Origin of the sequence: Rhodococcus globerulus NBRC 14531, assembly GCF_001894805.1 — a bacterium.
GTDB classification, from domain to species: domain Bacteria; phylum Actinomycetota; class Actinomycetes; order Mycobacteriales; family Mycobacteriaceae; genus Rhodococcus_F; species Rhodococcus_F globerula.
Genome location: NZ_BCWX01000008.1, coordinates 83,725 through 105,378, shown reverse-complemented (window position 1 = coordinate 105,378; position 21,654 = coordinate 83,725). Strand labels below are relative to the sequence as shown.

The 21,654-nt window shown below is 62.5% G+C and carries 20 protein-coding genes; 8 read left to right on the top strand and 12 right to left on the bottom strand.

The window, feature by feature from the left end; all coding sequences use genetic code 11:
* Positions 1–35 precede the first annotated feature (35 nt).
* Complete coding sequence (locus RG2_RS27895) at positions 36–953, bottom strand: 3-oxoacyl-ACP reductase (RefSeq protein ID WP_033235883.1); 918 nt, start codon at positions 951–953, stop codon at positions 36–38.
* Positions 946–3,093 carry an acyl-CoA dehydrogenase family protein gene (locus tag RG2_RS27890; RefSeq protein ID WP_033235884.1) on the bottom strand — a complete coding sequence of 716 codons (2,148 nt, stop codon included), beginning with the start codon at positions 3,091–3,093 and terminating at the stop codon, positions 946–948. The genes RG2_RS27895 and RG2_RS27890 overlap by 8 nt, the downstream gene beginning before the upstream one ends.
* A gap of 170 nt (positions 3,094–3,263) precedes the next feature.
* Here RG2_RS27890 and RG2_RS27885 point away from each other — a divergent pair, with 170 nt between their 5' ends.
* Complete coding sequence (locus RG2_RS27885) at positions 3,264–4,433, top strand: low temperature requirement protein A (protein WP_033235968.1); 1,170 nt, start codon at positions 3,264–3,266, stop codon at positions 4,431–4,433.
* A 207-nt stretch (positions 4,434–4,640) separates the two neighbouring features.
* On the opposite strand, the gene RG2_RS27880 is transcribed toward RG2_RS27885, so the two are convergent.
* The 6 genes from RG2_RS27880 to RG2_RS27855 all read right to left on the bottom strand — a co-directional run bounded on the left by RG2_RS27880 (position 4,641) and on the right by RG2_RS27855 (position 12,202).
* Complete coding sequence (locus RG2_RS27880; RefSeq protein ID WP_033235885.1) at positions 4,641–5,984, bottom strand: MFS transporter; 1,344 nt, start codon at positions 5,982–5,984, stop codon at positions 4,641–4,643.
* A 40-nt stretch (positions 5,985–6,024) separates the two neighbouring features.
* Positions 6,025–8,328 carry a cytochrome P450/oxidoreductase gene (locus tag RG2_RS27875; RefSeq protein WP_033235969.1) on the bottom strand — a complete coding sequence of 768 codons (2,304 nt, stop codon included), beginning with the start codon at positions 8,326–8,328 and terminating at the stop codon, positions 6,025–6,027.
* A gap of 157 nt (positions 8,329–8,485) precedes the next feature.
* Entirely contained in the window at positions 8,486–9,169 is a 684-nt protein-coding gene (locus tag RG2_RS27870; RefSeq protein WP_033235886.1) for an IclR family transcriptional regulator, read from the bottom strand.
* A 106-nt stretch (positions 9,170–9,275) separates the two neighbouring features.
* On the bottom strand, positions 9,276–9,989 hold the full coding sequence (locus tag RG2_RS27865) for a type 1 glutamine amidotransferase (protein ID WP_033235887.1): 714 nt from the start codon (positions 9,987–9,989) through the stop codon (positions 9,276–9,278).
* Positions 9,982–11,235 carry a Mur ligase family protein gene (locus tag RG2_RS27860; RefSeq protein WP_033235888.1) on the bottom strand — a complete coding sequence of 418 codons (1,254 nt, stop codon included), beginning with the start codon at positions 11,233–11,235 and terminating at the stop codon, positions 9,982–9,984. Before RG2_RS27860 ends, RG2_RS27865 begins: the two co-directional genes overlap by 8 nt.
* 25 nt (positions 11,236–11,260) lie before the next feature.
* Positions 11,261–12,202, bottom strand: a complete 942-nt coding sequence (locus RG2_RS27855; RefSeq protein WP_033235889.1) for an EamA family transporter — start codon at positions 12,200–12,202, stop codon at positions 11,261–11,263.
* A gap of 72 nt (positions 12,203–12,274) precedes the next feature.
* Between RG2_RS27855 and RG2_RS27850 the strand changes: the two genes are divergently transcribed.
* Positions 12,275–13,168 (top strand): LysR family transcriptional regulator, encoded by an 894-nt coding sequence (locus RG2_RS27850; RefSeq protein ID WP_033235890.1) that lies wholly within the window; start codon positions 12,275–12,277, stop codon positions 13,166–13,168.
* Positions 13,169–13,240: 72 nt separating this feature from the next.
* On the opposite strand, the gene RG2_RS27845 is transcribed toward RG2_RS27850, so the two are convergent.
* A complete protein-coding gene (locus RG2_RS27845; protein ID WP_033235891.1) occupies positions 13,241–13,621 on the bottom strand; it encodes an SHOCT domain-containing protein in 381 nt (126 codons plus the stop codon).
* A 207-nt stretch (positions 13,622–13,828) separates the two neighbouring features.
* On the bottom strand, positions 13,829–15,637 hold the full coding sequence (gene leuA, locus RG2_RS27840; RefSeq protein ID WP_033235892.1) for a 2-isopropylmalate synthase: 1,809 nt from the start codon (positions 15,635–15,637) through the stop codon (positions 13,829–13,831).
* Between the two features lie 271 nt (positions 15,638–15,908).
* Between leuA and RG2_RS27835 the strand changes: the two genes are divergently transcribed.
* The 5 genes from RG2_RS27835 to RG2_RS27820 are packed head-to-tail and all read left to right on the top strand — an operon-like array spanning position 15,909 to position 19,480.
* Positions 15,909–16,277 (top strand): DUF8021 domain-containing protein, encoded by a 369-nt coding sequence (locus tag RG2_RS27835; RefSeq protein ID WP_033235893.1) that lies wholly within the window; start codon positions 15,909–15,911, stop codon positions 16,275–16,277.
* 38 nt (positions 16,278–16,315) lie between these two features.
* Entirely contained in the window at positions 16,316–16,504 is a 189-nt protein-coding gene (locus RG2_RS32475) for a hypothetical protein (protein ID WP_230590304.1), read from the top strand.
* Positions 16,505–16,527: 23 nt separating this feature from the next.
* Positions 16,528–17,124 carry a hypothetical protein gene (locus RG2_RS27830; protein ID WP_230590306.1) on the top strand — a complete coding sequence of 199 codons (597 nt, stop codon included), beginning with the start codon at positions 16,528–16,530 and terminating at the stop codon, positions 17,122–17,124.
* Positions 17,125–17,173: 49 nt separating this feature from the next.
* Positions 17,174–18,439, top strand: a complete 1,266-nt coding sequence (locus tag RG2_RS27825) for an aspartate kinase (protein WP_019746567.1) — start codon at positions 17,174–17,176, stop codon at positions 18,437–18,439.
* Between the two features lie 6 nt (positions 18,440–18,445).
* Positions 18,446–19,480 carry an aspartate-semialdehyde dehydrogenase gene (locus RG2_RS27820; RefSeq protein WP_033235894.1) on the top strand — a complete coding sequence of 345 codons (1,035 nt, stop codon included), beginning with the start codon at positions 18,446–18,448 and terminating at the stop codon, positions 19,478–19,480.
* Between the two features lie 61 nt (positions 19,481–19,541).
* Here the strand turns inward: RG2_RS27820 and RG2_RS27815 are convergent, their stop codons facing one another.
* Together RG2_RS27815 and RG2_RS27810 are read right to left on the bottom strand one after the other, a co-directional pair.
* Complete coding sequence (locus tag RG2_RS27815; protein WP_033235895.1) at positions 19,542–19,883, bottom strand: Imm51 family immunity protein; 342 nt, start codon at positions 19,881–19,883, stop codon at positions 19,542–19,544.
* Between the two features lie 43 nt (positions 19,884–19,926).
* Positions 19,927–20,568, bottom strand: coding sequence for a TetR/AcrR family transcriptional regulator (locus RG2_RS27810; protein WP_033235896.1), 642 nt, complete (start codon positions 20,566–20,568; stop codon positions 19,927–19,929).
* Between the two features lie 147 nt (positions 20,569–20,715).
* Between RG2_RS27810 and RG2_RS27805 the strand changes: the two genes are divergently transcribed.
* On the top strand, positions 20,716–21,648 hold the full coding sequence (locus tag RG2_RS27805; RefSeq protein ID WP_033235897.1) for an oxygenase MpaB family protein: 933 nt from the start codon (positions 20,716–20,718) through the stop codon (positions 21,646–21,648).
* The last annotated feature ends 6 nt before the right edge of the window (positions 21,649–21,654 follow it).

The following is a 21,654-nucleotide window of genomic DNA, read 5'->3' as shown; positions in this document are numbered from 1 at the left end:
GTTAACCGCGGGCGGTTGACAAAGGCGCACAGTGGTTAGGTGCCAGTTGTATCCAGTTCGATGATGCTGCTCGCGGAATAGGTTTGTCCCGCAGGTAGTTCAGCGACATAGGGCACCAGCTGATCTGCGAACTCTTCTACTGTGAAGACCCCGTCCGCGGCAACAAACTTCTGTTGCACCGTGGGCGGGGCCATCAACGCCACCATGTCGCCGTAGACGACAAACACCTGGCCGTTGATCGTCTGTGCTGCCGGAGTTGCCAGGAAAGAGACGAAGGTAGCAACACGTTCGGGTGCCATGATGTCGAGTCCCGTATCCGGTTCACCGTCGGCAAAGACGCCTGCCGTCATCTCGGTGCGGGCACGTGGGCAGATCGCGTTGGCGGTGACGCCGTACTTCGCCAGTCCACGTGAGGTGGACAGCGTCAGTGCCACGATGCCCGCTTTGGCGGCAGCGTAATTGGCTTGACCAGCACCGCCGAGCAGAAACGCTTCGGACGCCGTGTTGATGACGCGTCCGTACACCGGGCCACCAGCAGCCTTGCCCGCGGCGCGCCAATGCACCGCAGCCGAGCGGGAGAGCGCCGCATGGCCTTTGAGGTGAATCGCGATGACGTCGTCCCACTGCTTCTCGGTCATGTTGAAGAGCATCGCGTCGCGGGTGATTCCGGCATTGTTGACCACGATGTCCAAGCTGCCGAAGGTATCGACCGCGGCTTCCACCAGGCGATCTCCCAGCGACCAGTCGCTGACGTCGCCGGTCACCGCAATAGCACGGGATCCGAGAGCTTCGATTTCGCGCACGACATCGTCTGCAGCAGAACCGATGTCGTTGACCACGACACTGGCACCGCGAGAGGCCAATGCGAGTGCTTCGGTGCGGCCCAAGCCGGCTCCGGCGCCGGTGACGACAGCGGTGCGGCCGGTGAGCGAGGTATCAACTGAATTAGGCAAGAGCTGGCTCCCTGGGTAGTCCGAGAATGAGTTCGCCGATCTGGTTGCGGAGGATTTCCGACGTACCACCGGCGATGGTCTGGAAGCGCACTTCCAGAAAACTGTGATGGACAGGCATTTTCAGTTCGCTGCCTGCGGGCAGGAAGCCGGAGAGCAGCAGTCCGGCGTCGGCGAGTCGCTGACCGTGTTCGCTGCCGACGAGTTTCAGGACCGCGCCCTCGGGGCCCGGTCCTGCGCCGAGCACCGCGAGTTCCGCGATTCGGGTGGTCAATGCCCGCAGCGCCAGATCCTCGGCAACCAGGTCGGCCACCGTGTCATCCATGCCCGAGTTCTGTTCGCGCACCACGGTGAACAGATCGTGGATGCTGTAGGTGACGCCCAGACCGAGTCGTTCCCGGCCGATGGTGACACGCTCGTTTCCGAGTGCGGACCGCGCAACTCCCCAGCCGCCGTTGACTTCACCGAGCACATCGGCATCGGGAACAAACACGTCGTCGAGGAAAACCTCGGAGAAATGCGAATCGCCGGTGATCTGCTTGATCGGACGTACCTGCACGCCGGGCGCAGACATGTCGATCAGCATCATGGTGATGCCCTTGTGCTTTCGTGCCTCCGGGTCGGTGCGAACAGTTGCCATGCCGTGCGTGGAGGTCACGCCGCCGCTGGTCCAGGTCTTCTGGCCGTTGACAATCCAGCCGCCGTCGACGCGCCGAGCCCTGGTAGTGATGCCTGCTGCGTCGGAACCGGCGCCGGGTTCGCTGAACAGCTGGCACCATTTCACGGTGCCCATGAGGCTGGCGTCGACAAAGCGTTCGTGTTGTTCCGCCGTGCCGTGTCCGACAACGGTGAGGAGGACCCATTCGCCGATTCCGTACTGCGGCAACTCGAGTGCCGACAGTTCCTCTTCCAGAACCAACTGCTCGATGGCACCTGCACCCCGGCCCCACGGCTTCGGCCAATGGGGAACGGCATAACCCGAGTCGACGAGTAGGCGTCGAAGCTGATCAGCGGGTGCGGCGACGGCTTCTTTGACGAAAGCCCGAGCCTGCGTGCGGTACTCGTCGGCCTCGGCGGGCAGTTCGATGCTCGATTCGCGTCGGATGCCGGCGGCGGTGGCGTCGGCGATATCGGCTCGGGCGACAACGGGGGAGAAGGAGGCGTTCAATGCGCCCGCGCGACGCAGATACAGGTGGGCGTCGTGCTCCCACGTGTAGCCGATTCCGCCGTGCACCTGGATGCACTTCTGGGCTACCCGCATGGCGGCGGGGAGGGCGGTCACCACGGCAACAGCTGCGGCGAGGGCGCTCTGATCCTTGTTGTCGGAGGCTGCCTGGGCCGCATCCCACGCTGCAGCGGTCGACATTTCGCGGTCCACGAGCATGTTGGCAAGGATGTGCTTTACCGACTGGAAGGAGCCGATTGCGCGGCCGAAAGCAAAGCGGGCCTTGGCATATTCGACAGCCAGGTTCGTGGCCGCGGTGATCACGCCCGCGGCTTCGACAGCCGCCAGGGTGCGTCCGATCGACACTGCGTTGGCACTCGCGCCGGGCAGAACCGCAACGGCGTCGACGCTACCGTTTGTGGTCACCGCAGAGAGCGGGCGCGTCGGATCGAGCGTCGGGGCGCCGGTGATCTGTACCTGTTCGCGCCGTAGTACAACAACGTCCTCGCCGATCGAGACCAGAAGGATGTCGGCCATCGCGGCGCACAGAACCTCGACGGGTTCGGCAATCTCGACACTGACGCCCGATAGGGTGGCCGTCGCGGCGATTCCGACTGCTGCGACAGCGGTTCCGTCGATCAGACCCGGAAGCAGTTCGGCCTGTTGTTCGATAGCTCCTGCCGCGGCAATCACCGCCGATGCCCACACCGTCGGAAGCAGCGGCCCGGGAGTCACCGCGGATCCCAATTCTTCTACCACCACGGACAATTCAGGCAAGCCGAACCCGGCGCCACCGTATTCCTCCGGCAGGTGGACGCCCAACCAGCCAAGCTCGGCGAAAGTCGACCACCCCGACGGCAATTCGTGCGTCGGATTGTCGAGACTCTCGCGAGCCTCGGCGAGTGGGTCCGCTCGCGAGATGTAACTGCGAACCGACTGCGCAAGAGCGCGCTGGTCTTCGGAAAGTGCAATGGACATGGAGAACTACCTCGTTACGCGACTGAGCCCGCAGGCTGATTGTCACTGCCGCAGGACTACCGCAGACAGGAGTTGTTCCCTCTACACGTATCACGACAAACCCGGCTGTAGTGGACAATCTCGCTGAGTGGGTCCAGCGCATCCGCTATCGGAGCGCTACTCTGCGAACCGTGAGTCGTATCAATTCATTCATCCGGCCGTTGGTTCCCCGTGATCCGCATGAGGCACATCGAGTAGCCACACCACTCGAACTGCTGACGGACCTGTGCTTTGTCGTGGCAGTTGCCCAGGCAGCCACGGGCCTTCACCACGCGATCAGTGAAGGGCACGCGGCCACAGGTGTCGGGCACTTCGCGATGGCGTTCTTCGCAATCTGGTGGACGTGGCTCAACTTCACGTGGTTTGCCTCCGCCTACGACAACGACGACGGCATTGCACGACTTCTGACGATCTTCCAGATTCTGGGCGCGCTGGTACTGGCAGCCGGGATTCCGCGCTTCTTCGACAACGATCCGCTGCTGATCATTCTCGGCTACGTCATCATGCGAATAGCCCTGGTGATTCAATGGGTTCGAGTGTCGAGGAACGATCCCGAACACGCACTCACCGCCCGTAGATACGCCCTCGGCATCGTGCTCGTTCAACTCGGGTGGATCGGCTTCTACTTTGTACCGGCCGCGATCTACGTTCCGACGTTCCTGTTCCTGGTGCTGTGCGAATTTGCTGTGCCGGTGTGGTCGGAGAAGCCGGGAATGACGCCCTGGCACCCGCACCACATCGCGGAACGGTACTCACTGTTCTTCATCATCGTTCTCGGCGAAACGATTCTGTCCACCACCGTCGCGATTCAGGACGCGGTGTCCGGTGAACATCCGGCGGCCAAAGTGGCGTACGTCGTGGTCGGCGGAATCCTGATCGTCTTCAGCCTGTGGTGGCTGTACTTCCAGCGAAACGCCGGCGACGCTCTCGGCGGCGACAACGTCTCGCCCTTCGTCTGGGGTTTCGGGCACTACTTCATCTTTGCCTCCGCCGCTGCCATCGGTGCCGGATTGGCTTCCCGCGTCGACTACTGGACCGGTCACGCCGAAGGCAGCGCGTTGGTGACCGGTGCGGCCGTCACGGTGCCGGTGGCCATCATCCTGGCAGCGCTGTGGTTCATTCACATCCGCTTGCACGATTCGTCGACGCGAACCCTCGTGCCATTCGGCGTCGCTATTGCGGTGATCCTGGGCGGTACTTTCACCGCCGTCCCGGAATTGGTGGCCGGTCTGGCCTGCGCGGCACTGCTGGCAGTGGAGTTGGTTCTCACCGAGGGAACGAAGGGCTCTGCCGCGCACTGATCGCGAGGCGTGTTCTCGAAATGACGACCAGAGTAAGGCCGTCGGTTCAGTCTCGCATCGTCGAAAATCCAGATCCCAGGCACAGATCCAGATTTCCGACGATGCGTTGCAAACCGAGTCTCTACAGACACCACACGGGAGTCGGAGAAGGTCCGCCCAATGACCTCGTTGCCGTTCTCGACGTCCTCGGAGTTTCAGCTGCCGGGACTACTCGACCTTGTCGAGGTCGACTCCCTTGGTCTCGCGGCTTGCCAAGAGGGCGATCACAGTGATCGACATCGTGATCACCAGGTAACCCACGACCATGCCGACGCCGTGGTTCTCGATGAGCCAGATGGCGATGAACGGGGCGGGTGCACCGGCGAGGATCGACGAGCCTTGGAACACCAGCGAGGAGCCGGCATAACGGTAGCGGGTCGGGAACAACTCGGTGATCCAGGCTGCTTCCGGTCCGGCGAGCATGCCGTGGAACAGTGCGCCGACGCACACACCGAGCCACAGCATCGGAAGACTCTCGAGCTGCACGAGCCAGAAGAAGACCGGCGCCCAGATCATGAGGACGACAGCGGGCACGAGCATTGCGATGCGGCGGCCGACACGGTCCGACCACGCTCCGCCACCGATCATGCCGACGAACTGGAACACCGAGGCGAAGGTAACGGCCATGATGACATCGCCGCGCGCAAAGTCGAAATATGTGGTGGCGTAAGCGATAACGAAGATCGTATAGATGTAGAAAGCGATGTTTTCGCCGATGCGCATACCGAGACCGATGAGCACCACACTCGGTCGCGACAAGGCTTCGAAAATGCTCGAGCGTTCTTCCTGCGGAGCCTGTGCGGCTTGCTCCTGTGCGGCCTTGAACACAGGCGATTCCTCGACGCCGCGACGCACCCAGAAGCCGATGGCGAGCAGCGGGATCGCGAACAGGAAGGCGATGCGCCAACCCCACTGGTCGAACGCCTCGTCCGGGACTGCGAATACGAGAATCGAGACCACGACAGTGGCCAGAACCGTACCCATCGGAGCACCGGCCTGCGGCCACGAGGCCCAGAAACCACGACGCTTGGGTTCGCCGTACTCACTGACCAGCAGCACTGCGGCACCGAACTCGCCGCCGAGCGCGAAGCCCTGGATCATGCGCAGTACCACCAACCCGACAGTGGCCCAGATGCCCACCTGTTCGTAGGTGGGTAGCAATCCGATCGCGGCAGTCGCCGTACCCAGCAGAATGAAGGTGGTCACCAGCATCGGCTTGCGGCCGTACTTGTCGCCAAGGTGCCCGAATACGATGCCGCCGAGCGGCCGGGCGACGAAGCCCAGGCCCTGGGTGGCGAGTGCGAGCAGCAGCTTCGCAACGCCGCTGTCGCCCGGGAAGAAAAGCGGCCCCAGTACGGTGGCGGCGAGGATGCCGTAGATCGCGAAGTCATACCACTCGAGAACGGCACCAGCCATGCTGCCGGTCAGTACGCGCTTGAAACTACTGCGGGGAACGGCGTCGCTGACGGGAGGTTCTTTCAGGTCGGAGACCTGGGTTGTCTGTGATCCCATGAGGATCCTTTCGGGTCGGGAAGAAACGGGGAAATGTGGGTCAGAGCGCGAGTGTGATCTTCTGTCCGCAGGCGCGCGAGCAGCAGGTCATCATCGATTTATTCTGAGCGCGTTCGGTTTTCGTGAGCACCATGTCTCGGTGATCCACCTCGCCGTCGAGTACGGGGGCCTCGCACGAACCGCACAGGCCTTCCTCGCAATCGCTGGGGATGTCGATATTGGAGGCACGCAACGCGTCGAGGACGGTCTGATCGGCAGCGACCTGGATTGTCAGACCTGAGTCGCGGAGTTCGACCTCGAACGCGTGCTCGTTGGACGGGTCGAGTGTCGCGAGCGTCGAGGTGAAATGCTCGACGTGCAGCGAGTCTTCCGGCCAGTGCGCAGTAGCCTCCTCGAGCGCGGAGAGCAGTCGTTCAGGACCACAGGAGTAGATCTGAGTGTGTGCCGTCGCAGTGGAGAACACTGTCGCGATGTCGAGACGGTTGCCAGCGGCGCTGGAATGCACGACAAGGTGGTCGCTGTGATCGGCATTCAGCCTGTCGAGCATCGCCATCGTGGCGACATCGCGTCCGCAGTAATGGATCTCGTAGTCCTTGCCGGCGGCCTTGGCGTGATCGGCCATTGCCACGATCGGCGTGATACCGATGCCGCCTGCCACGAAGACGTAGCGCTCGGCAGCCGGATCGAGCTTGAAATGGTTGCGGGGCCCACGCATCTTGAGGGTGTTTCCGGCTTCGAGAGTGTGATGCACGTAGCGCGAGCCGCCCCGGCTCTCGGACTCTTCGCGCACGGCGATCTCGTAGCGGGACAGATCGTGAGGGTTGCCGCACAGCGAGTACTGCCGCGTCAGATCGCCGAGATCGATGTCGATGTGCGCGCCCGGCGTCCACTTCGGAAGTGCTTTGCCGGAAGGATCGGAAAGGGTCACCGTGACCACGCCGTCGGCGGCGGGAGTGATCGCCTCCACTCGCACCGTGCGCGAGATATTGGTCTTGGACGGCTCGCCGACCTTCACGGGCTGTCGTCGCAGGAGAATCGAAGCATCGCGGAGTTCAGGGTTTGCGTCCGGATTCCACTGCACCCAAACATGATCCGGACCTCTGAATGAGGTGTTCGGTAGGTAGGTGAACTCCTGATCGGGGACGAGTTCCAGGTGTGGGAGTCGTGTGGTGATCTCCTCGAGGAAGATCTGCATCTCCATGCGAGCCAGATTCTTGCCCATGCACTGATGGCTGCCGTAGCCGAAAGTGAGGTGATCGCTGGAGTTCTCGCGACGGATGTCGAACTCGTCCCCGCTCTCGAAATGGCGGTCGTCGCGGTTCGCGGACGATGTGACGATCAGGAGCTTGGAGCCCTTCGGGATGTCGATGTCGCCGATTCGGGTGTCGGCAGTGGCCAGTCGGCGCCACGCGGCAACTGAGCCAGAGTGTCGCAGGCACTCCTCGACGGCGTTCGGGATCAGACTGGGATCCTCGCAGATCTCCTGCCACACGCTCCGGTTTTCGAGCAACAAGCGGAATGCGTTTGCTGATGCGTTGGCGGTGGTCTCATGAGCGGCAACGATTCCCGCCATCATCATCGAGTGCAGATAGGAGTCGGTGACGACCTCCGGTTGTTCCTTCTGAACGCGGAGACCGTAGGGCATCCAGCCGTGGCCGGAGGGATCCTTGCGCATCTTTTCGAGCACCGTGCCTGCGTACTGCCAGAACTTGCCTACGGCTTCGGCGACCGCGACCTGTTCCTCGGGTGCAGGTCGGCCCCAGGTGTTGACGGTGTGCGCGATCGAGTACTTGCGTAGGTCGTCCATGTCCTCCTCCGGCACGCCGAGGAAGTGCAGCGCCACGGTGAGCGGGACCTCCCACAGCATTTCGTCGACGAGGTCGACCTTGCCTGAGTTCACGAAGCGGTCGACGTACTCGCGGACGAGGCGCCGAACCATCGGCTCGTGGTGCACGAGTTCCGCCGGCGTGAACGGATCCATCAACGCGCGGCGACGCGGCATGTGCGCCGGCTCGTCTTCGTTCACCAGGGTGCGCGACATCCCGTAATCGTATTTGGCGAGGGTGGCGGTGGCTTCCTCCGAGACAGGGGTGATCTTCTCCAGTGCGATGGACGGCGAGAACAGGATGTTGTCGCGGAAGACGGCCTTGACGTCCGAATAACGAGTGACGACCCAGTAGCCGATTTCGGGACTGAAGAACACGGGCTCCTCGTCACGGGACCAGCGCAGCGACGCAGCGGGGTCCACCTGGTAGTCGCCGCCGAAGGGATTGAAGCTGGCTGCCTTTCCGGATACCGGACATCCCGAGTTAAGAGCCGCATGATCGATCGGGCATCCGTTCATGACTTCTGACATCTCTATAAACCGTCCTGAACTGTGAAGTTACTAATAGCGCACATAGTGTGCTTTGAGCGCACTTCGCACAGGGTAAGTGAGGTCACATTCAAAGGTCAAGATGGCTGAAAAACACAGTCGGGCGAAGATTTCCCCGACGGAACGATCAGGCAGAGATGAGGCGTTCGAGTTCTCGCGCTGTGGTCATCACGGCTTGGGCAGCGAGTTCGGTGTCGAGACCGTCGATCGCCACGACGCCGACGCTGCGCTCGAGGTTCGTAGCCGATCCGAGGTTCTCCGGCAGTGCAATCCCGGAGGCAATGCCGATGGCGCCGTGCTCGAGTTGCCCCACAGTCAGGCTGTATCCGTCCTTGCGTGCCCGTTTGATCTCTTCGGAATCAGACGCAGCGTCGGGCCGCATGGCCAATATCGCGATACCGGCAGCACCCTTGTCGAGGGGGTGTCGCGTGCCGGTTCTGTATCCCACTCGGATGAGAGTGTCTTCGGGTTCGGCGACCATCAGTACAACGCAATCCTGGCCTTGCGCAACGGATATGAAGGCGGTTGCACGCGTGGTGTTTGCCAGTGAGTGGAGTAGTGACTGCCCGTCCCGGTTGAGCTGTGGCTCGAAGCAAGAACCGAGAACCGCGGCTCCGACACCAAGACGAATCCGTCCATCCTCGATGCGAGCGATCAGCGAATGTGCTTCGAGTGTCGAAACGATGCGATAGCAGATGGCTCGGTGCACGTCGAGCTCACGAGCAAGGTCCGCAACCGAAATCCCGGTCGGGAACTGGGCAATGATGTCGAGCGCACGCAGCCCACGATCCAGAGTTTGCAGGGTACTCATTGGCGTCCTGTTCGTGGTCGGGCGGTCCGTGTCGACTTTACGTTTCCAGGCGCCCTGGTGCGGTAAGCAGAAGTGCCGGGATGCAGAAGCGCTCCAACTCTACAGATCAGCGAACCGAGAGTCGTTCCTTGCGAAGCTGATCGACCTCGGGCAGGTGCAGGGGCTCGAGTGAGTCCACGCCCAGAGCGCGCATCAGTAACAGGTCTGCCAACTCGGGATTGCGGGCCAGGACCGGTCCGTGCATGTACGTGCCGATGACGGAACCCTGGGTGACGCCCTCCAGGCCGTCGCCGACACCGTTGCCGACACCGTGCGTGACGCGTGCGAAGCCGGACGCGTCGGCGCCGAGAGTGGTTCCACCACGATGGTTTTCGAAACCAGACAGCGGTGCGGTGAGCCCCTTGATCAAGGGCTTCGTGATGACTTCACCGATCGAGCGCTTTTCCTGCGGTGCGGTCGTGACGTCGAGCATCGACACGCCGTCGACGCGCTCGCCACTCGAGGTTTCGTACCAGTTTCCCAGAACCTGGATGGCAGCGCAGATAGCGAGGACGGGTGCGCCGCGTTCGGCTGCACGCTGCAGCCCGGGGTATTTCGCGAGATGCCGGGTAGCGAGGCGCTGCGCAGAATCCTCCGCACCGCCGAGGGCGTAGACGTCGAGTGAATCCGGCACCGGGTCGTTGAGCGTGATGTCGACGATCTCGGCGTCGTAGCCGCGCATGCGCAGGCGCTGACGCAGAATCAGGGCGTTACCGCCGTCGCCGTAGGTGCCCATGACGTCGGGAAGGACAAGCCCGATGCGCACTGTCGAATCAGACATCGCGAGTCTCCTTGGCGATTGCGGTGTTCAGATCGCGGAATGCCGTGTAGTTGGCAAGAACTTCGACGCGACCGGGCGGGCAGGACGCGATGGCGCGCAAGGGATCCGGCTCCAGGGTGTGCTCGACGCCGGCGTAGGTGAGGCGCACCGCGAGGTCGGTTCCGCGCTCACCCGCCGCGACTACCTTGACGCCTTCGAAGTGTTCGAACTTCACGTCCCACAGCCAGGAGAGATCCTCGCCGTCGGGGACCTGCCCGTTCACGGCGATGACCAAGCCGTCGACGGAAGGGTCGATCATCGACAGTGCTTCCTGCCAGCCGGCGGGATTCTTCGCGAGGAGCATGTGGACGGAATGGGAGCCCACCTGGACGGTGCTGTATCGCCCGGCAACTTCCTGGACCGTCGACGCGGCGGTAACTGCGCCGACCGGATCCGCGCCCAAGGCCACTGCAGCAGCGACGGCCTGAGCTGCGTTGCCGCGGTTGGCTTTTCCGGGAAGCGTCAGCGTCATCGGAATCTTCAAGCCATCAGGGCCGTAGAGATTGTCGTCGTCGAGCCACCACGCCGGCTCGGGCCGCGCGAAGTCCGAACCGGTACTGCGCCAGTGCTTTCCCTCCCACACGATGGGTTCGCCGGTGCGCGGGCAGCTGACGGAATCGCTTGCCCAGCCGCCGCCGGCCGCAACCCACACGACGTTGGGGGCGTCGTATGCCACGGAGGTGACCAGCACGTCGTCACAGTTGGCGACGATGACCGCATTCGGGTGCGCATTGACGCATGCCCGCAGTTTGCGTTCGATCATGTTGATCTCGCCGACGCGGTCCAGCTGATCGCGGCTCAGATTCAGGAGCACGATCACTTCGGGGTTCACGGCGTCGGCGACATGGGGAACGTGAAGTTCGTCGACTTCGAGTGCCGCGACCGGCGCGTTCATCCGGTTTGCCAGTGCCGCGACGATTCCGGCGTCCATGTTGGCGCCGTCGGCCTGTGTTGCTACGTCACCAAGCGTCGCGAGTGCCGCTGCCGTCATGCGCGTTGTTGTCGACTTGCCGTTGGTGCCGGTGACGACAACGGTTCGCTTCCCGCGTCCGAGTTGGGTCATCAGCGTCGGGTCGATCTTGAGGGCGATGAGCCCACCGATCATGGAGCCCTTGCCGCGGCCGGCTTTCTGCGATGCCCAGGAGGCTGTGGCGGCAGCGCGCAGGGCGAGCTTTCCGCGTGTCGTGATCGATAGTCCAGTTCCCACGGCCCGAGTTTGGCACAGCGCGCCGTCAGACTTCGAGTCGTGCAGGTGCTTGTCGTACGGGTGTGTTCGACGGAACAGCGGCCTTGGGGGTGCGTCGGATCTGGGCGGCGCTTGCCCCGGCGATCACGACTACGGCTCCCACCAGTGACAATGCGCTGGGATTTTCGTGCAGGAACAGCCAGGATGCGCCGATTCCCACTACCGGGACGAGCAGCGAGAGTGGTGCGACCGTGCCTGCGGGATAGCGTCCCATCAGGATGGTCCAGATGCCCGACCCGGCGATGGTGCCGATCAACACGATGTACGCGAGTCCGATCAGCGCCGGCCACCCGTCGGCACTGAACGAGGTTCCGAGGGCCTCCCAGCCCGTGCTCGGACCTTCGACGGCAGCGGACAGGGCAAGCATCGGCAGCGGAGGAATGACGCACATCCACAACATCAGGCGCATGGGCGCTGGGTCCCCGGTGGTACCCGCGGCCGCGAGGCGGCTACCGAGGTTGCCGAAAGCCCAGGACAAGCCGGCCAGCAGGGTCAGGATCACTGGTAACAACGCGGCCTGGTGCGAGCGATCCCATCCGATCAGGGCCATGCCCGCCACGGCAACACCGATGCCGGACACCTGCCACGCGCTGAGCTTCTCCCGCAACAGAACTGCGCCCAGCAGAACAGTGAAGGGAGCGGACGACTGCAGGACCAACGAGGCGAGACCGGTCGGCATACCCGTGTGCATCGCCCAGTACAGGAAGACGAATTGGCCGAAACCGAAACCGAAGCCGTAGAGCAACAGCCATCGCGCCGGAACCTGAGGGCGCGGCACGAAGATCATCACGGGAATCGCGATGAGTAAAAAGCGCAGCGCGGCGAAGAAGTACGGCGGGAAGTGGTCGAGTCCGACCCGGATCGCCAGGAAGTTCAATCCCCACATGATCGCGACGGTCAATCCGAGAAGGCGGTCGCGAGGAGTCATGTCGTTAATCGTGAGCTGTGTAAAGCATCAGGACAAGCGAATAAAGATGGACCATTAATGTAGTTTTTCTACATGGATGCAACCCGGTTGAGAGTGCTGCGTGAGCTGGCGGACAGAGGAACGGTCGGAAGCACCGCCGACGCCCTCTCCATGACTCCGTCCGCAGTCTCCCAGCAGCTCAAGATCCTCGCCCGCGAGGCCGGTGTGCCGCTCCTGGAACCGGACGGGCGCAAACTCAGGCTCACCGACGCCGGCCGTGCGTTGGTGCTGCGCGCCGACGACGTGGTGGCCGCTCTCGAACGTGCGGACGCGGAGATGGCGTCGTACCGGGGTTCGCCGCGAGGCAAGGTGCGGGTGGCGTTCTTTCCGTCCGGGGCGGCGTTGCTGCTGCCCAGGGTGTTGACGGCACTCGAAGGGTCCGGCGTCGACATCGATGCGTGCGACGTGGATCAGCCGGCGTCTGCGGTGCCGCGGCTTCTGGCCGATCACGACGTGATCCTCACCCATCGCGACGAACGCGCTGCGGAGACGTCGTTTCCGCGGGTGAGCGTGCAGCCTCTGATGCGTGAGCCCATCGACTTGGTGCTGCGGCCGGATCATCCTCTGGCAAAGCAGGATTCGGTTCGGTTGGATCAGTTGGTGGACGAGAACTGGATCAGTGTGCGCGGAGGATTTCCGGTCGACGACGTACTGATGTCAGTTGCGGCTGTTACCGGTGTGCAACCTCGCGTCGGACATCGGATAAACGATTTCCGGGTTATCGAGGAACTGGTCGCCGCCGGTCACGGAGTGGCGTTGATGCCGCGGCACGCGATCACACATCCTGCAGTGTCGAGGAAACCGATCGCCGGTGTGCGTGCTGCCCGGGTCTATGAATTGGCCACGCGATTGCACGCCGATCGAAGTCCCGCGATCGCAGTGGTGCTCGCGGCGTTCCGCGACGTTGCACGGGCCGTCGGAGAATAAACAAAACGGGAGCGACACGATTAGTGCCGCTCCCGCTTTGGTGGTGCAACCTGCAATTGAACTGAAGATGAATCAGGCTGCCAGAGCCTTGGCCTTCAGGGAGGCGAATTCGTCTTCGGTAATGGTGCCGGCGTCGAGAAGTGCCTTCGCGTCTGCGATTGCCTCGGCGGGAGACTTACCCGCTACCTCACGAATGTAGCTGTCCTGTGCCTGCTTGACCTGGTGCGCTGCCTCCATGGAGCGCTGAGCCATACCGTCGCTCTTGACGATCAGGTAGATGAGCGCCGTGAGCCAGGGAATGACGAAGAGGAAGAATACCCAGATAGCCTTCTTCCAGCCTGAAGTCTTGTGGTCGCGGAACAGGTCCGTAATGATTGAGAACAGCAGAATCAGGTATGCGACGAACGCAAAACTGACGAGTATCACCCAGAGGAAATCCCAGAAGGAATCCATGTCGAGCCCCATTTCGCAGGTCGGAATTGTCTGAGATGAACTATCTCACGCGGTGACCACATCCGCATCATCCTCAAAGGATGAAATAACGGTAATGAATTCTTTAATATCCGATTCAGGACGTACGTCGTTCATCGAAAATCGATGTGAAGTTCAGACAAGTGTGGCTCCTATCCGAATGGATAGGAGCCACACTCGACAGTTGTCCTAGCTAGCGCGGTTAACTGCCGAAACCACTGCTCGCAGCGACGCCGTCGTAATCGAGGTAGCGATACCGACGCCCCAGACGACGGTGCTCTGACCGTCGGGGCCGGTCACGGCGCACTCGACGTATGCGGCAGCCTGAGCGTCGTCACCAGCGGACATGGCGTGCTCGGAGTAATCGAGAACGCGAACGTCGAAGTTGATGCTTCCCAGAGCGTCGACAAAGGCAGCGAGCGGGCCGTTACCGGTACCCGAGATCTCCTGCTCCTTGCCGTTCACCTTTACGATCGCGGTGATCGCATCAGTGCCACCGTCCTCCTCGGACGCGGTGACCTTCTGCTTCATGCGCTCGAGCGGGCGGACGGGAGCCAGGTACTCCTCGTGGAAGACGTCCCACATTTCCTTCGGCGAAACCTCGCCGCCCTCGCCGTCGGTGATCTTCTGGACGGACTGCGAGAACTCGATCTGCAGACGACGCGGCAGCACGAGACCGTGATCGGCCTTCATGATGTACGCGACGCCACCCTTGCCGGACTGCGAGTTCACGCGGATGACGGCCTCGTAGCTGCGGCCGACGTCCTTGGGGTCGATGGGCAGGTACGGAACCTGCCACACGATGTCGTCGACGTCGGCGTTCTGGCCGTCGGCGTCGATCTTCATGGCGTCGAGGCCCTTGTTGATGGCGTCCTGGTGACTGCCGGAGAACGCGGTGTAGACCAGGTCGCCGCCGTACGGATGACGCTCGTGGACGGGCAGTTGGTTGCAGTACTCGACCGTACGACGGATCTCGTCGATGTTGGAGAAGTCGATCTGAGGGTCGACGCCACGCGTGAACATGTTCAGGGCGAGGGTGACCAGGCAGACGTTGCCGGTGCGCTCGCCGTTGCCGAACAGGCAGCCTTCGATGCGGTCGGCGCCGGCCTGGTAGCCCAGCTCGGCTGCAGCGACGCCGGTGCCACGGTCGTTGTGGGGGTGCAGCGACAGGATGACCGAGTCGCGGCGAGCCAGGTTGCGGTGCATCCACTCGATGGAGTCGGCGTACACGTTGGGCGTGGCCATCTCGACCGTCGCGGGCAGGTTCAGGATCACCGGGTTTGCCGGCGTGGCACCCAGGGTTTCGGTGACGGCATCACATACTTCCTTGGCGTACTCCAGCTCGGTGCCGGTGTAGGACTCGGGGGAGTACTCCCAGCGCCAGTTGGTGTCCGGGTACTTCTTCGACTCAGCGAGCACCAGTTCGGCGGCGTCGGTGGCGATCTTCTTGATCGTGGCCTTGTCGGCGCGGAAGACGACACGACGCTGCAGGATCGAGGTGGAGTTGTAGAAGTGCACGATCGCGTTCTCAGCGCCTTCACACGCCTCGAACGTGCGCTTGATCAGCTCGGGACGCGACTGCGTCAGCACCTGGATGGTCACATCGGACGGGATTGCGCCGTCTTCGATGATTTCGCGGACGAAGTCGAAGTCCGTCTGGCTTGCCGACGGGAAGCCGACCTCGATCTCCTTGTAACCCATCCGGACCAGCAGATCGAACATACGACGCTTACGCGCCGGGCTCATCGGGTCGATCAGGGCCTGGTTGCCGTCACGCAGGTCCACCGCGCACCACTGCGGGGCGCGGTCGATGACTTTGTCCGGCCAAGTGCGGTCCGGCAGCGTGACCGTTTCGACTTCTTCGGAGAATGGCCGGTAACGGAACGTGGGCATCGACGAGTTCTTCTGCGTGTTCCACGCAGGCTGGTCGGCCGGTGCCGGCTTGGTGGGAGGCGTGATGATGCGAGTGCCGGTGGTGAATGCGTCAGCGGGGGACATGGGGTGATCTCCAACGATTGTGGACCCGGCCTGATGACCTGTTGGTCAAGACCGAAAGTCCGGAAGGCTTGGTCGACCGGCGCACACAAAACCCCGCGACGGGAGGCCAGTCTGGATCAGACCCCGTCGCGGCAACCAAGAAGGAGTGCGCGCTGCATGCACTGCACTCTACTCCTGGAATGTCGGCGAATGAGGTGGGGTATCGGCGACATGCCGAAATTGTCGTTGAACGGTGCTGTTGTTTCGTGCTCCGAAATGATCGACTGATCGCATGGATGATCCTCGAATTGCTGTGGCGCGCACGTACCTCGATGCGCTTCTCTCACACGACGGTAATTCAGTGCCGCTGGCTCCGGATGCCGTGCGACACGAGGCGGGGATCAAAACCGGGTTTTCGGGAAATCACTTGCGGCGCAGCCTGTCCGGTGGTCCGCAGTTTCGTCTGGTGCGTGCGATCCGAGATGTGGGGTGGAGCGTCGACGGCGATAATGTCGTAGCCGAGTACCTCCTCGACGCAGGGTTGTTCGGCAAGAATCTGATGACGGTCAACGTGCACGAGACCTTCCGGATACCTCCCGACGACCTCCGTATTCACCGCATCACGGCCAAGATCAAGCCCACTCGCGGCAATCGCCCGTGACCCGAGTGTCGCGATGGATACTCTGCTGTGTCCTGATCGTGACCGGTGCGTTGAGCACCGCGGCCTCGGTAGTGGCGCTGTTCGTCCACACTCAGGTGAACAACACCGACAGTTATGTCGACACGGTTGCGCCGTTGGCGTCCGAACCGGCAGTGCAGGAAGCGGTCGCAGACCGATTGACCGAAGAACTGACTGGGCGGCCCACGCACAACTTGCCGCGGCGGTGACCGGCCGGGCGACCGACGGCATCATGAGGGCGGATGAAGACGGAACCGTCACGCTGTCCCTCGAGCCGGTCATGACGGATCTACGGGCTCGGGTGTACGACCGCGGGTTTACTGTCGTCGATCGCCTCCCGACATTCGATCCGCAGTTCGAGATCCTGCAATCCGACGAACTGGTGTCGGCCCAGCGGTACTCGAATGCCCTCGACCGCGCCGCCTTGTGGTTGCCGTGGGCGGCCGCGCTCTGTGCCGTGGTCGCTATCGCGATTGCGCCGAAGCGAATGCGCGCACTCTCACTGGTCGGGCTGGCAACGGCGGTTGGCATGATTGCCCTGCTCGTGGCGCTGGCTGTCGTGCGCCGGGATTATTTACACAATCAAGACATCGTGTCCCCTGACGCGGCCGCTGCAGTGTTCGACACCGTCGCGAGTTCACTGGTCAGCAGCATCCGCATCCTCCTCGCCTGCGGAGTTGCCGTCGCCGTTGTCGGTTACGTTGCCGGTGGTTCGCGTTCAGCGACGTCAATGCGAAACGGGATCTCGCAACTGATCCGGCGTGAATCCGAACCCGAGGTAAGGGCCGAGGTCAGTACGCGTCGGGAAGTCCCAGGGCCACGTCGGTAAGCTCGACCTCTGGTATCTGTAAACAATTTCGACCTGGAGGTAGAAACGCGTGGCTCTCGTCGTCCAGAAGTACGGCGGATCCTCGGTGGCAACCGCCGAGCGCATCCGACGAGTCGCTGAACGGATCGTCGAGACCAAGAAGGCCGGCAATGATGTCGTCGTCGTGGTGTCAGCGATGGGCGATACCACCGATGAGCTTCTCGACTTGGCTCAGCAGGTGTGCCCTTCCCCGCCGGCCCGTGAAATGGACATGCTGCTGACCTCGGGTGAGCGCATCTCCAACTCCTTGGTTGCGATGGCAATTCATTCTCTCGGCGCTGAGGCTCGTTCGTTCTCGGGCTCACAAGCCGGAGTCATCACGACCGGCAGCCACGGAAACGCCAAGATCATCGACGTCACGCCCGGCCGTGTTCGCACGGCGCTCGACGAAGGCTCGATCGTTCTGGTCGCCGGATTCCAAGGCGTCAGCCAGGACAGTAAAGACATCACGACGCTCGGACGCGGTGGATCGGACACCACCGCCGTAGCGTTGGCAGCTGCGCTCAACGCCGACGTGTGCGAGATCTACACCGACGTCGACGGCGTTTTCTCCGCCGACCCGCGCATCGTCCCCGACGCTCACCGCCTCGAGACGGTTTCCTTCGAGGAAATGCTCGAACTCGCAGCGTGTGGTGCCAAGGTACTCATGCTCCGGTGCGTCGAGTACGCCCGTCGTTACAACGTGCCCGTGCACGTCCGTTCGTCATACACCACCAAGCCCGGAACAATCGTGTCCGGATCGATGGAGGACATTCCTGTGGAAGAGGCCCTGATCACCGGAGTCGCGCACGATCGCGGCGAAGCCAAGATCACCGTTGTCGGATTGCCGGACACACCGGGACATGCTGCCAAGGTGTTCCGCGCTGTCTCCGATGCCGAGATCAACATCGACATGGTGCTGCAGAACATCTCCAAGGTGGAGACCAACAAGACGGACATCACCTTCACGCTGCCGACCGCCGACGGCCCCCGCGCCGTCGAGATCCTGACCAAGCGTCAGGAAGACATCGGCTTCACACAGATCTTGTTCGACGACCACATCGGCAAGGTTTCCCTGGTCGGTGCCGGAATGCGGAGCCACCCGGGCGTCACGGCCACGTTCTGTGAGGCACTGGCCAAGGCCGACATCAACATCGATCTCATCTCGACCTCCGAGATCCGCATCTCCGTGCTGGTCAAGGACACCGAACTCGACGATGCCGTGCGCGTTATCCACGCCGCTTTCGGTCTCGGCGGCGACGAAGAAGCTGTAGTACACGCAGGAACAGGACGGTAATTTCTGATGACAACAATCGCTGTTGTCGGTGCGACCGGTCAGGTCGGCATCGTCATGCGCACTCTGCTCGAAGAACGTAACTTCCCCGCGGACAAGGTGCGGTTCTTTGCATCGGCACGCTCCGCCGGTAAGAAGCTGACGTTCCGCGGCGAAGAGATCGTTGTCGAGGATGCCGCAGCAACGTCCGACGAGGATCTGAAGGGCATCGACATCGCCCTCTTCTCCGCCGGTGCGACGCTGTCTCGTGCGCAGGCTCCGCGCTTTGCCGCGGCCGGTGCGACGGTTGTCGACAACTCTTCCGCATGGCGCAAGGATCCCGAGGTTCCCCTCGTGGTCAGCGAGGTCAACCCGCAGGACGCGAAGAACCTGGTCAAGGGCATCATTGCGAACCCGAACTGCACCACCATGGCAGCGATGCCGGTGCTGAAGGTTCTGCACGACGAAGCCGGTCTGCAGCGATTGATCGTCTCCAGCTACCAGGCTGTGTCCGGTAGCGGCATCGCCGGCGTCGAGGAACTCCTCGGCCAGGTGCGCGCCGTTGTCGGTGACGCCGAGAAGCTGGTTCACGACGGCAGCGCTGTCGACTTCCCGGCCCCGAACAACTACGTCGCCCCAATCGCGTTCAACGTCCTGCCCCTGGCAGGTTCGCTGGTCGATGACGGCAGCGGCGAGACCGACGAGGATCAGAAGCTCCGCAACGAGAGCCGCAAGATCCTCGGGCTTCCCGATTTGTTGGTTTCGGGCACCTGCGTGCGCGTACCCGTCGTGACCGGGCACTCGCTCGCGATCAACGCGGAATTCGCCAACCCGCTCTCGGTCGCTCGCGCCAAGGAACTGCTGGCCGACGCTCCGGGCGTCGAGCTGGTCGAGGTTCCGACGCCGCTCGCCGCCGCCGGTGGCAACGCGTCGCTGGTCGGTCGCATCCGTCAGGACGAGGGTGTCCCCGAAGGCCGCGGACTCGCGCTCTTCGTCTCGGGCGACAACCTGCGTAAGGGTGCCGCGCTCAACACGATTCAGATTGCCGAGCTGCTGGTCGGCTAGTCCTTTGTTCGGTATCGGCCCCGCACCTAGGTGTGGGGCCGATGTCGTTTCGACAGGGGTTCTAGTCGAGTTCGGAAATAGCGACGAGTCCGCCGAGGTACTCGGCATCCGAATACGCCTTGGCGAGAAGCACACCGAGTTCACCAAGAGCTTCGTGGTCGCCGCCGTACGCAACAAACATGCCCGCTTCGGGATCGGTGCCGAATCGGCCCTCCAGATGTGGTGCGTCGCGACCAACCACTGCATGGGCCACCGACGCCCAGTCGTAGCCGGAACCTTCGAAGCCCTCTACCTGCTCGAATACCGCTGCCACCTTGCCGAAGTGCTGGTCGGTGAGCATCAGTGACCAGTTTCCGGGAGATGTTTCGAAGAGCTGCAGCGGTTCGATCGATGGTGATGTCATGCGTGTATTGAAGCAGATCCGACCGACAGGTTTCAGTGGTCTGCTAACGCCCGACCGACTGGGCGAGAGCAACCGCAAAAGCGGAAAGTCGTTCTCGGGTATAGGCTTCGGGGTCGCTGACGGCCAGTCGTCCGAGCATTTCGGCAAACGACATCATGGTGTGTGCGAGGAGAACCGGATCAAGGCCTTCGAGCTTCGGTTCGAGGGCAATCCCGGCGCGCGCCAGTTCTTCGGCGCGGGCGAAGACAGCTCCGCGAGAGAGCTTCAGCAAGCCGTGATACTCGCTGGGGGCGTTCTCGACAGACGTCAGAATCAGGCGCCAGCGCGTCGGGTTCTCGAGTACGGCGTCGACGAAGGCGCCAACGGTCCCGGTGTATGACGCCGCTGGGCCGAGCTCGCTCAGATCTGTCGGCATGGTTTCGAGCACCTGAGTGATGGCTCGCTCGTGCTCGCGGCGTAGGAGTGCGGCGACGAGATCGGTCCTGGTGTCGAAAATCGTGTAGAGGACAGGCTTGCCGACGCCGGCTTCGGCAGCGACGGATTCCATGCTGAGGTTGTGCAGGCCAACGCGGCCGGTGATCTCGAATGCTGCGTCGAGGAGCTGTTCGCGTCGTTGCTCGGGCGCCATGCGAGGGGCGTATTTGCGTCGCGGTGTGTCCGTTGTGTCTGCCTGTGACCTGGTCATCGTGTGCCTCACCTCCGCTCCCACCCTAATCTGCCTGCCACTTCTTCGTGAATAATACGCAACCGTTGTATTCGGCGTCTGCAATTGTTACGGTGGCGTTGTATTCAATGGTGGTTGGTGGGGCGGCAGAGATGAAGGGGACCTCGAATGTCTGGACTGGCTATGGATCGACCGCGTGAGGATTACGGCTTCTTCGGCCCAAGATCACCCAGTTGGAAGATCTGGGCCGCGCCGACAGCATTGATCGGCTTCCAGCGGTCGGTGGTGCTCGAGCACTTCGACCCCTTCCTTGCCGCGGCGGTGGCAGATATGAGTGGTATCTACAGTGATCCAGCGGGGCGACTCGACCGAACACTGGCATACTTCCTGACCGTCGCGACCGCCGATGGGCGGACGGTGATGGCCTTGTCCGACCATCTCATGACGGTTCATGCTCAGGCCACGGGCATCGAACCGATCACCGGAACTCGTTACAGTGCAAACAATCCGGCCTCGCAACTCTGGATCCATGTGACCGGTTGGCATTCGGTGCTCAAGTGCTACGAAATGTACGGTCCGGGTACACTTTCTGCCGTCGAAGAGCAGCGGTACTGGGAGGAATGTGTAGTTGCCGCGCAGTTGCAGACATGCAAGGCATCCGACGTTCCACGCTCCCGCGAAGAGGTACGTGAGTACTTTGCAGAAGTCAGGCCCAGATTGTGTACCTCCGAACGTGCCAACCGAGCGATGCACTATCTGCTGAGAACGCCCAGGGCGCAGGGGAAAACGAAGTTCGCGACTTTCAGTCGATTGGTCGCGCCGGCAACAATCGCAACATTGCCTGGCTGGATGCGAACCATGGGTGGATTTGATCAACCGGCGTTGCTGGACAAGGCAATTGCACCGGCAGTGCGAACTGCGGTGCGTGTGGGTAGTTCGCCGAAGAATATGACCGCTGCTCTGAAAGTCATTGCGCCGATGACCGGCAAGGTGCTGGAGCGTCATCTGCGTGACGAGCAACCTCTCGACCCGAGGGTGGTCACGCCGGCGGAAATTCGGGAGCGATTCCCGCGCATCACCAAAGTTCCGCAGGCAGTCTGACTGAAC